This is a genomic window from Streptomyces sp. P5F9, from assembly GCF_057961495.1.
The window spans coordinates 1-9,787 of sequence record NZ_JBXVPZ010000377.1; the positions used below are offsets into that span (position 1 = coordinate 1).

General features: G+C 70.0%; 11 protein-coding genes. 7 read left to right on the top strand and 4 right to left on the bottom strand.

All coding sequences use genetic code 11. The features are described from left to right. Positions 1 to 27: 27 nt before the first annotated feature. Positions 28 to 765: a SigE family RNA polymerase sigma factor gene (locus AC31A1_RS38995; protein WP_489657819.1), complete on the bottom strand. Its 738-nt coding sequence runs from the start codon at positions 763 to 765 to the stop codon at positions 28 to 30. 278 nt (positions 766 to 1,043) lie between these two features. On the opposite strand from AC31A1_RS38995, the gene afsQ1 reads away from it, so the two are divergent. From afsQ1 to AC31A1_RS39020, 5 genes are all read left to right on the top strand, one after another. Beyond that, positions 1,044 to 1,721 carry a two-component system response regulator AfsQ1 gene (gene afsQ1, locus AC31A1_RS39000; protein ID WP_033280216.1) on the top strand — a complete coding sequence of 226 codons (678 nt, stop codon included), beginning with the start codon at positions 1,044 to 1,046 and terminating at the stop codon, positions 1,719 to 1,721. Continuing rightward, the gene (locus tag AC31A1_RS39005) at positions 1,718 to 3,307 is read left to right on the top strand and encodes an ATP-binding protein (RefSeq protein ID WP_489657820.1); all 1,590 of its coding nucleotides are present in this window, start codon (positions 1,718 to 1,720) and stop codon (positions 3,305 to 3,307) included. The genes afsQ1 and AC31A1_RS39005 overlap by 4 nt, the downstream gene beginning before the upstream one ends. After that, the gene (locus AC31A1_RS39010) at positions 3,307 to 3,951 is read left to right on the top strand and encodes a hypothetical protein (protein WP_489657821.1); all 645 of its coding nucleotides are present in this window, start codon (positions 3,307 to 3,309) and stop codon (positions 3,949 to 3,951) included. The genes AC31A1_RS39005 and AC31A1_RS39010 overlap by 1 nt, the downstream gene beginning before the upstream one ends. A 117-nt stretch (positions 3,952 to 4,068) precedes the next feature. Next, complete coding sequence (locus tag AC31A1_RS39015; protein ID WP_489657822.1) at positions 4,069 to 4,620, top strand: VanZ family protein; 552 nt, start codon at positions 4,069 to 4,071, stop codon at positions 4,618 to 4,620. Positions 4,621 to 4,714: 94 nt separating this feature from the next. Further along, entirely contained in the window at positions 4,715 to 4,918 is a 204-nt protein-coding gene (locus AC31A1_RS39020) for a PspC domain-containing protein (RefSeq protein WP_033280213.1), read from the top strand. 74 nt (positions 4,919 to 4,992) lie between these two features. Here the strand turns inward: AC31A1_RS39020 and AC31A1_RS39025 are convergent, their stop codons facing one another. Both AC31A1_RS39025 and AC31A1_RS39030 read right to left on the bottom strand, forming a co-directional pair. Then, entirely contained in the window at positions 4,993 to 5,352 is a 360-nt protein-coding gene (locus AC31A1_RS39025) for an ATP-binding protein (RefSeq protein WP_393761838.1), read from the bottom strand. Positions 5,353 to 5,493: 141 nt separating this feature from the next. Next, positions 5,494 to 6,651, bottom strand: coding sequence for an adenosine deaminase (locus AC31A1_RS39030; protein WP_489657823.1), 1,158 nt, complete (start codon positions 6,649 to 6,651; stop codon positions 5,494 to 5,496). A 113-nt stretch (positions 6,652 to 6,764) separates the two neighbouring features. On the opposite strand from AC31A1_RS39030, the gene AC31A1_RS39035 reads away from it, so the two are divergent. After that, positions 6,765 to 7,529, top strand: a complete 765-nt coding sequence (locus tag AC31A1_RS39035) for a prolyl oligopeptidase family serine peptidase (protein WP_489657824.1) — start codon at positions 6,765 to 6,767, stop codon at positions 7,527 to 7,529. 69 nt (positions 7,530 to 7,598) lie between these two features. Here the strand turns inward: AC31A1_RS39035 and AC31A1_RS39040 are convergent, their stop codons facing one another. Continuing rightward, complete coding sequence (locus AC31A1_RS39040) at positions 7,599 to 8,552, bottom strand: LysR family transcriptional regulator (protein WP_489657825.1); 954 nt, start codon at positions 8,550 to 8,552, stop codon at positions 7,599 to 7,601. A 63-nt stretch (positions 8,553 to 8,615) separates the two neighbouring features. Between AC31A1_RS39040 and AC31A1_RS39045 the strand changes: the two genes are divergently transcribed. Next, the coding region (locus AC31A1_RS39045; RefSeq protein WP_489657826.1) for an MFS transporter at positions 8,616 to 9,787 on the top strand (1,172 nt) is incomplete at its 3' end.

Genomic DNA, 9,787 nt, shown 5'->3' on the forward strand with positions numbered 1-9,787 from the left:
CCCGTTACCTACTCCCCCCCCCAACCTTCAGGCGACAAGCTCCCCGAAGGCGTCCTCCTCGCCACGGCCGAAGCTGAGGACCTCGTCCTCGCGCATGCGGCGGAGCGACCGCCAGATGCTGGACTTCACCGTGCCGACACTGATGTCGAGGATCTCCGCGATCTCCGGGTCCGTGCGGCCCTCGTAGTAGCGGAGGACCAGCATGGTGCGCTGGAGTTCCGGCAGCCGGGACAGCGCCTGCCACAGGACCGCGCGCAGTTCCGTGCCGCGCATCGCGTCCGTGTCGCCGGGCGTCTCCGGCAGTTCCTCGGTCGGGTACTCGTTCAGCTTGCGGCGGCGCCACGCGCTGATGTGCAGGTTCGTCATGGTGCGGCGGAGGTAGCCCCCGACCGCGGCCTTGTCGCTGATCCGGTCCCATGCCTTGTACGTCGAGAACAGCGCGCTCTGCAACAGGTCCTCGGCCTCGAAGCGGTCACCGGTCAGGTGGTACGCGGTGGCGTACAGGGAGGCGCGGCGCTCCTGGACGTAGGCGGTGAACTCCGCCTCCGACAGCGAGCGACGCTCCCCCGTGTCCTCCCTGTACGCGCTTCCCCCGTGCGCTTCCCCCGTGTGTGCGTCAACCACCGTCATGTAACCGGTGTGCTGACGCCCGGCACCGCGAACGCACCCCCGCCCGCTCACGGCACCGGACTTCTCTGAACCCCGGGTGACGTCGTGCAGACGCGTGATGACTGCGTTGTTGCTGGTGCTGTGCAGCGTGTTCATCTCGCGCCCCCCGTAGTGGACTTGCCCGGTGTTCGGATGTTCCGGCTCGGTTCCCTCGTGGTTCCTTGCCTGTGCCGAAAATCCTGCCGGGGGCACTTCATGGACGTGTCCCCCGACTGTCACAGACCTGTCACAGGGGTCGGTCTCAGTAGCCAGCCTCAGAAAACGGACAGTCCGGTCACAGAAAAGGGCGCTACAGGTGCGCGCACACACCTACGACAGCTACGTACACGTACAGGTGTCGAAACCCCGGCCCGCCATGGGCCAGAATGAGCCCCGTGCCTTCCCTGTTGCTGATCGAGGACGACGACGCCATCCGGACGGCCCTGGAGCTCTCGCTGACGCGCCAGGGACACCGGGTAGCCACCGCTGCCAGCGGCGAGGACGGTCTGAAGCTGTTGCGTGAGCAGCGGCCGGACCTGATCGTGCTGGATGTGATGCTGCCCGGCATCGACGGTTTCGAGGTGTGCCGTCGTATCCGGCGCACGGACCAGCTGCCGATCATTCTGCTCACCGCGCGCAGCGACGACATCGACATCGTCGTCGGACTGGAGTCCGGCGCCGACGACTACGTGGTCAAACCCGTGCAGGGGCGCGTGCTCGACGCCCGTATCCGGGCCGTGCTGCGGCGCGGGGAGCGAGAAGCCAACGACGCGGCGACGTTCGGCTCGCTGGTGATCGACCGGGCCGCGATGACCGTCACGAAGAACGGCGAGGACCTCCAACTCACGCCCACCGAGCTGCGGTTGCTCCTGGAGCTGAGCCGACGGCCCGGACAGGCCCTGTCCCGCCAGCAGTTGCTGCGGCTGGTGTGGGAGCACGACTACCTCGGTGACTCGCGGCTGGTGGACGCCTGTGTCCAGCGGCTGCGCGCCAAGGTCGAGGACATCCCGTCGTCCCCGACGCTCATCCGTACCGTGCGCGGCGTCGGCTACCGCCTGGACTCGCCTCAGTGACCGACGCACCAGGGGGGATCCGCGGCTGGCGCCCGGGTCGTCGTAAGGGAGTTCTGTGGCGGCTGCGGTTCACCAGCCTGCGCCTCAGGCTGGTCGTGGTCTTCGGTCTCGTCGCGCTGACCGCCGCCGTGTCCGCGTCCGGCATCGCGTACTGGCTCAACCGCGAGGCGGTCCTCACCCGAGCCCAGGACGCCGTCCTGCGCGACTTCCGCCAGGAGATGCAGAACCGCGCCGGCGCCCTGCCCGTCCACCCCACGCAGGACGAACTGATGCGCACGGCAGGCCAGATGGCCAACAGCAGCCAGCGCTTCAGCGTCCTGCTCGTCGGCGAGGACGCGAACGACAAGACGGTCTACGGCAACTCGGGCGGCCTGAACGGCTTTTCGCTGGAGGACGTGCCCAAGTCGCTGCGGACGGCGGTGAACAAGCAGCAGTCGGTGTCCGACGGCAACAAGGAGCCGTACCACCTGTACTGGCAGCGGGTCACCGAGCACGGCACGCCGTATCTGGTGGCCGGGACGCGGATGATCGGCGGCGGGCCGACCGGATACATGCTCAAGTCCCTTGAGCCGGAGGCGAAGGACCTCAACTCCCTTGCCTGGTCGCTGGGTATCGCGACCGGGCTCGCGCTGATCGGTTCCGCCCTGCTCGCGCAGGCCGCCGCGACGACCGTCCTCAAGCCCGTGCACCGGCTCGGCATCGCCGCGCGCCGGCTCGGCGAGGGCAAGCTCGACACCCGGCTGCGGGTCTCCGGTACCGATGAACTCGCCGAGCTGTCACGGACGTTCAACCAGACCGCCGAGGCGCTGGAGAAGCGGGTCGCCGACATGGCCGCCCGGGACGACGCCTCGCGCCGGTTCGTCGCCGACATGTCGCACGAGCTGCGCACCCCGCTGACCGCGATCACGGCGGTGGTGGAGGTGCTCGAAGAGGAACTCGACGCCGAGACCGGCAGCGTGGACCCGATGATCGAGCCCGCCGTACGCCTCGTCGTCAGCGAGACCAAGCGGCTCGGCGACCTCGTCGAGAACCTGATGGAGGTCACCCGCTTCGACGCGGGCACCGCCCGGCTGGTCCTGGACGACGTCGACCTCGCCGACCAGATCACCGCGTGCATCGACGCCCGCGCCTGGCTGGACGCGGTCGATCTGGACGCCGAGCGGGGCATCCACTCCCGGCTCGACCCGCGCCGCCTCGACGTCATCCTCGCCAACCTCATCGGCAACGCCCTCAAGCACGGCGGCTCGCCGGTCCGGGTCTCGGTCCGGCTGGAGGACGACGACCTCGTCATCGCGGTCCGCGACCACGGGCCCGGCATCCCCGAGGACGTCCTGCCGCACGTCTTCGACCGCTTCTACAAGGCGAGCGCCTCCCGGCCGCGCTCCGAGGGCAGCGGCCTGGGCCTCTCCATCGCCCTGGAGAACGCCCACATCCACGGCGGCGAGATCACCGCCGCCAACTCCCCCGACGGCGGCGCGGTGTTCACCCTGCGGCTGCCCCGGGACGCCTCCACGCTCACGGAGGAGACCGACAAGGGCGAGGGCGACGGCCCTGACGGATCGGTCGGCTCCGAGGGGAACGCGTGATGACCGTACGACAGTTGACGGCTCGGCCCGGGGAACGGGGCGTCGCCGTACGCCGGTTGATGGCACTCCCCCTGCTCGGCCTGCTGCTCGCCGGGTGCGGGATCCGGGCCACGGAGGTGCCGACCGACTTCGGCGCCGCGCCCTCGATGGTGCCCTGCACGCTCACCGAGCCGGACGTGTCGCCGCAGGCCGCGCGCGGGGTGCCGGTGCAGGTGTTCCTGCTGTGCGGGTCCTCGCTGGTGACCGTCGACCGGGCCGTACAGGTGCCGGACGGCACGGCGGACGTGCAGCGGCGCGTGATCGTGGCGCAGGGGCTGCTGGACCAGCTCGCGCAGTCTCCGTCGCCGGGCGAGAAGGACGCCCGGTACACGACCGACGTGCGCGGCGGCATGACGGTCAGCGGGCCGCGCGCCAAGGACCCCAAGGACGCGCTGCGGCTGAGCAATTCACCGGCCGACCTCACGTCGTACGCGCTCGCCCAGATCGTCTGTACGTTCTCCGACTCGGCCGCGGCCGAGGGCGACGGCTCCGTGATCCTCGGCGGCCCGGACGGCTCGCCGCTGCGCCGCTACGAGTGCACGGACGACGTCCGCTCCGACCCGGGCACCAAGGCACCGCCGTCCAGCGAGGTGACGGGCGGCTGAAGCCGCGTGCGCCCCGGGGGTGAACGAGGCGCGAAAACGGGCGTGTGGCGCAGGCCTCACCCTGGTGCTCGGTGCCTACCCGGAACCGATCGTGCCGGAGAGGGCGTCTTGTGGGGCGTGCAGCGTCAAGGCTCCATCGGCGGCAGCGCCGCGATTCGCATCCGTGTGGCAGGAGGTGTCCTCCTCGTCGCACATCTCGTGCTCGTCGCCTGGGTCACGCTGCGCCCAAGGGACGTCCCCTGGGTGATGCCCCCGAACCTGCACCCGCTGGCCAGCATCAGAGCCGACCTGGCCATGGGCTGGCCGGAGGCGTCGAAGCGGATCGGCGAGGGCCTCGCGCTGCTGGCCCCGCTGGGTGTCCTGCTGCCGACGGTCAGCGGCAGACTCCATGTCTCCCCGCTCGCGTCCTTCGTCCGTACGGTCGCGGCGGGCGCCCTGATCTCCCTGGGCATCGAACTGCTCCAGACCGGGGTACCGGGCCAGGTGGTGGACATCGACTCCCTCCTGATGAACACGGTGGGAGTCGCCCTCGCGCACGCCGCGATCGTCCCGGCGGCCCGCTCCTGGCTCCGCCGCAGGACCGAGAGCCGACAGCTCCTGACCGTCCTCCAGGAGGAACCGGCTCAGGGACGGACCCCGACGATTCCCAGGGTCGGCATCGCACCGTAGAGCGACGCCGGGCGGGCTGCGGCTCCGTACGGTTGAAGGCAGATGGGGCAACCACACGGGGGGCCTCGGACAGCCGCTCGCGAAGGAGCAAACAATGACCGCCATTGCCCGCCCCACCCAAGGCCGCATGATCGGCGGAGTGTGCGCAGCGCTGGCGCGGCGCTTCGGTACCTCCGCGACCACGATGCGGGTGATCTTCCTGGTCTCCTGCCTGCTGCCCGGCCCGCAGTTCCTGCTCTACATCGCGCTGTGGATCCTGTTCCCGGCCGAGGACAAGGTGCGCACCGAGGCCTGGTAGGACCCCGGCGCACATACGCCGATGGGGCGCACCCTCGTCCAGGGTGCGCCCCATCGGCGCGTTCAGGGGTGGGCTCAGCCCAGCGGGATGCCGTTCAGCGGCAGGCCGTGCGTGGGCAGGCCCGTGTTCGACAGCGGCAGACCGCCCAGCAGTCCGGCGACGGGCGCGGTCGGACCGTCGGACAGCACCTTCTCGGCGGCCGGCTGCACGGCGGACAGACCACCCGCGAGCGCGGGCTGCGCCTGGCTCAGCGCCTCGCCGGCACCCGGCAGCGCCTTGGCGACGTTCTCCGCGGGCAGCGTGTGGGTCACGGTGCCCAGCGCCTGGGTGGCGTCCGGAACCGCCGGGGCCGCGCTCGCGGCACCCGCGCCTACGGCGGCGAAAGCGGCACCGAGGGCGGCGACACCGAGGGTCTTGGCAGCAGACTGCTTCATGGTGAATGCGTCCTTGAATGGGAAGACGGGGGATGTGAGCGGTCCACGACCGTAAACACGCGAAGGCACCCGCCGCAAACATCGAAATGCGGACGGATTGTGAACACCCGCCCGCATTCCGGTCCCACCCCTCAACCTCGTTCAGCCCTCATCTGCCGTAGAACCGCTGGTGGAAGCGGTCTGCCGGAACAGCCATTCGGATTTCAGCTCGGCGTATCCGGGCTTGATCACGTCATTGATCATGGCGAGTCGTTCATCGAAAGGAATGAATGCTGACTTCATAGCATTGACGGAGAACCACTGCATGTCGTCGAGCGAATAACCGAACGCCTCGACAAGGTGCTCGAATTCCTTGCTCATGCTGGTGTGGGACATCAACCTGTTGTCCGTATTGACCGTGGCGCGAAAATGCAGCCGGCGCAGCAGCCCGATCGGGTGCTCGGCGTAGGAGTCGGCGGCCCCGGTCTGGAGGTTGGAGCTGGGGCACAGCTCCAGCGGGATGCGCTTGTCCCGCACGTACGACGCGAGCCGCCCAAGCTCGACCGAACCGTCCTCCTTGACCTGGATGTCGTCGATGATGCGCACCCCGTGCCCGAGCCGGTCGGCGCCGCACCACTGAAGCGCCTGCCAGATCGACGGCAGCCCGAAGGCCTCACCGGCGTGGATCGTGAAGTGGTTGTTCTCGCGCTTCAGATACTCGAAGGCGTCCAGGTGCCGGGTGGGCGGGAACCCGGCCTCCGCACCCGCGATGTCGAAGCCGACGACGCCCAAGTCGCGGTAACGGTTGGCGAGTTCGGCGATCTCCAGGGAACGGGCCGCGTGCCGCATGGCAGTGAGCAGCGCCCCGACGCGAATCCGCCGCCCGCTCTCCCGCGCGAGCGACTCCCCTTGCCGGAAGCCCTCGTTGACGGCCTCGACGACCTCTTCGAGGCTGAGCCCGCCGTCGAGGTGCTGCTCGGGCGCGTACCGCACCTCCGCGTAGACGACACCGTCCTCGGCGAGATCCTCGGCGCACTCACGGGCCACCCGGATCAGCGCGTCCCTCGTCTGCATCACGGCGACCGTGTGCGAGAAGGTCTCCAAGTACCGCTCCAGCGAACCGGAGTCGGCGGCCTCGGCGAACCACACGCCGAGCTTGTCCGGGTCGGACTCGGGGAGTCCGGTGTACCCGGCGTCCCGGGCGAGTTCGACGATCGTCACCGGGCGGAGACCGCCGTCGAGGTGGTCGTGCAGCAGAACCTTCGGCGCCCGGCGGATCTGGTCCGGCGTCGGGGTGTTCGGGGTGCTCTGGCTCGTCATTTCCGCACTCTAACTCCTACGCGCGTAGATCACCCGTTGTACGAATCCGTCGATACGTAACGGTGACCGCGCGGAAGGATGGCGTACACGCTCACTTCTGACACTGTTCTGTCATGGCACAGCAAGCGACGCCGGTCAGGACGGCCCGGCTGGGGAGAGCGCTCGGTCCCGAACCGACCTCGGTGAGCGGTGTGGTGCTGCTGCTCCCCGGCGGCGAGGAGGTGTCCAGCCGCAGACCCTCCCCCATGCTGGCGACGGCCTCCGTACGGACGTTGGGCCGCCGGCTGGCCCGCGCGGGCGCCGGTGACGGGCTCGCCACGCATGTCGTCCACTACCGCTGTCGCGGCTGGAACGGCAGCGAGGCGTCTCTCGCGCACGACGCGGCGTGGGCGGTGGAGGAGGTCGTACGGCGGTACGGGGACGTGCCCGTGTGTCTCACCGGGATCGACATGGGCGCCCGCGCGGCGTTGCGCTCCGCGGGGCACGAGGCGGTGAACTCCGTGGTGGCGCTGGCTCCTTGGCTGCCGGAACAGGATGTGGCCGCGCCACCCGAACCGGTGAAGCAGCTTGCGGGGCGGCGGGTGCTGATCGTGCACGGCACGAACGACGAACGAGCCGATCCCGAGTTGTCGTTCCGGTTGGCGGCTCGGGCGAAGAAGGCGAACCGGGACATCTGCCGGTTCGAAGTGCACTCCGACGGGCACGGGTTGCATCAGCACCGGCAGGAAGTGCAGGCGCTGGCCGAGGACTTCGTGATGGGGGCGTTGTTCGGGCGGGCGTTTTCCCGGCCTGTTGAGGATGCGCTTCAGGCTCCGCCGCCGTTGGGTTTGAGGATGCCGTTGGCTGCGGGGTTTGGGCGGTCGCTTCGTAAGGGGTGAGGTTTCGGTTCGGAGTGCGGGCCGGTGGGGGCTGAGCGCGCAGTTCCCCGCGCCCCTAGGGGGTGACCCTTACGTTGGTAGCAAGTTGCCCCTTCTTGACAGTAGGAACTGCTTGAAGGCTGCCACCGGGGGTGTGTCTGGGTGGCCGTCCAGCCATGCCACGCCGATCTCTCTTACCGCCCTTGGGGCTGTGACCGTTAGTTCCGCAACTCCTGGGCGGGGTACGGCTGGTGGGGGTAGGAGGGCTACTCCCAGGCCGGCCGCCACCAGGCCCCGTAGGGTCTCGGCCTCTTCCCCCTCGAAGGCGACCCGCGGCTTGAAGCCGGCCTCTTTGCAGACGTCGTCCGTGATGCGGCGCAAGCCGTAGCCCGGTTCCAGCGTCACGAAGGTCTCGTCGGCCGCTTCCGCGAGGCGGACCCTCTTTCGCGTCGCCAGGCGGTGGTCGGCGGGGACGACGAGACGGAGTTTCTGTTCGTCGAGGCGGCGGGCGATCAGGTCGGGGGCGTCGGGGACCGGCGAGGTCAGGCAGAGGTCCAGCTCCCCCGCGCGCAGCCGTTCCAGCATGGCCTCGCCGTAGTTCTGGACGAGGCTGAAGCGGACGCGGGGGTGGTCCGCGCGGAAGGCCCGGATGAGGCCGGGGACGGTTTCGGAGCCGAGGGTGTGGAGGAAGCCGAAGGCGACCTTGCCGGTGGCGGGGTCGGCGTCGGCGCGGACCTCGTCGGCCGCCTTCTCGATTTCGGCGAGGGCGCGGTCGACCGAGGTGAGGAAGGTGCGGCCGGCCGGGGTCAAGGACACCGTGCGGCCTCTGCGGGCGAACAGGTCCACGCCCAGGTCCTGTTCGAGGCGGACCATCGCCCGCGACAGGGTGGACTGCGGGACCTGCATCTCCTGCGCGGCCCGCGTGACGTGCTCGGTGCGGGCCACGCCGGCGAAGTACGCGAGGCGGGGCGCGAGCAGCGCGACGATGTCTTCTGTGTCACCGGACGGTGACAGGTGAGCCTGTGAGCTGTACTGATGCGCCATGGGAACGATTATGGCGTTTCCGTGCATTGGACGGATGAGCGGGAGCGTCCGTAACTTCGAGGTATGTCTCCCGCCGATACCGGGGCGTCCACGGTCGTGGCCGCCACCAGCCCTGTCCCCGACTCCGACGCACGGCTGACGCCGGGTGGTCCCGGCTATCGCCGTATGAGCTTCGCGCTGTTCCTCGCGGGCGTGGCGACCTTCGCGCTCCTCTACTCCACGCAGGCCCTGCTGCCGCTGATCTCCTCCGGTTTCGCGGTGTCGGCGAGTGCGGCGAGCTGGACGGTGGCGGCGGCGACGGGTGGGCTCGCGTTGTTCGTCCTGCCGATGAGCGCGCTGTCGGAGCGTTTTGGACGTCGTACGGTCATGACGGCGTCGTTGGTGGTCGCGGTGAGCCTCGGGGTGCTGGTCCCGTTCGCGCCGTCGCTGGGCGCGCTGGTGGCGCTGCGGTTCCTCCAGGGGGCCGCGCTGGCCGGGCTGCCGGCCTCCGCGACGGCGTATCTGGCGGAGGAGGTCCGGCCGAAGGCGCTGGTCACGGCGATCGGCCTGTTCGTGGCCGGTAACAGTGTCGGCGGGATGAGCGGCCGGGTCATCACCGGGTGGGTCGCGCAGGAGTGGGGCTGGCGGGTGGCTGTCGGGGTGATCGGGATGATCGCGGTCGGCTGCGCCATCGCCTTCCGGCTGCTGCTCCCCGCCCCGCAGCACTTCACGCCGGGTTCGCCGCGCCCGCGCGTCCTGGCCCGCACGGTCCGCGACCACCTCGCGAACCCGCTGCTGTGCCGGCTGTACGCGATCGGCGCGCTGTTCATGACGGTCTTCGGCGGCGTCTACACGGTCATCGGCTACCGCCTCACCGAGGCCCCCTTCTCCCTCCCCCAGGGCATCGTCGGCTCGATCTTCCTCGTATATCTGGTGGGGACCGTGTCGGCGTCCACGGCGGGGCGGCTGGTGGGCCGGCTGGGGCGCCGGGGTGCCCTTTACCTGGCGGGCGGTACGACGGCGGCGGGTCTGCTGGTCTCCCTCGCCGACTCGCTCCCGCTCGTACTGCTGGGCCTGGTGCTCATCACCGCGGGCTTCTTCGCGGGGCACGCGGTCGCGTCCTCGGCGGTCAGCAAGACGGCGACGACCGGGCGCGCGCAGGCCTCCGCTCTCTACCAGTCCTCCTACTACATCGGCTCCAGCACCGGCAGCACGGTCGGCGCGATGGCGTTCCACGCGGGGGGCTGGGCCGGGAC

Bases quoted from the DNA above. Each gene is read 5' to 3' on its own strand.
- AC31A1_RS38995 (WP_489657819.1), bottom strand. From the start codon at position 765: ATGAACACGCTGCACAGCACCAGCAACAACGCAGTCATCACGCGTCTG.
- AC31A1_RS39010 (WP_489657821.1), top strand. From the start codon at position 3,307: ATGACCGTACGACAGTTGACGGCTCGGCCCGGGGAACGGGGCGTCGCC.
- AC31A1_RS39020 (WP_033280213.1), top strand. From the start codon at position 4,715: ATGACCGCCATTGCCCGCCCCACCCAAGGCCGCATGATCGGCGGAGTG.
- AC31A1_RS39025 (WP_393761838.1), bottom strand. From the start codon at position 5,352: ATGAAGCAGTCTGCTGCCAAGACCCTCGGTGTCGCCGCCCTCGGTGCC.
- AC31A1_RS39030 (WP_489657823.1), bottom strand. From the start codon at position 6,651: ATGACGAGCCAGAGCACCCCGAACACCCCGACGCCGGACCAGATCCGC.
- AC31A1_RS39035 (WP_489657824.1), top strand. From the start codon at position 6,765: ATGGCACAGCAAGCGACGCCGGTCAGGACGGCCCGGCTGGGGAGAGCG.
- AC31A1_RS39040 (WP_489657825.1), bottom strand. From the start codon at position 8,552: ATGGCGCATCAGTACAGCTCACAGGCTCACCTGTCACCGTCCGGTGAC.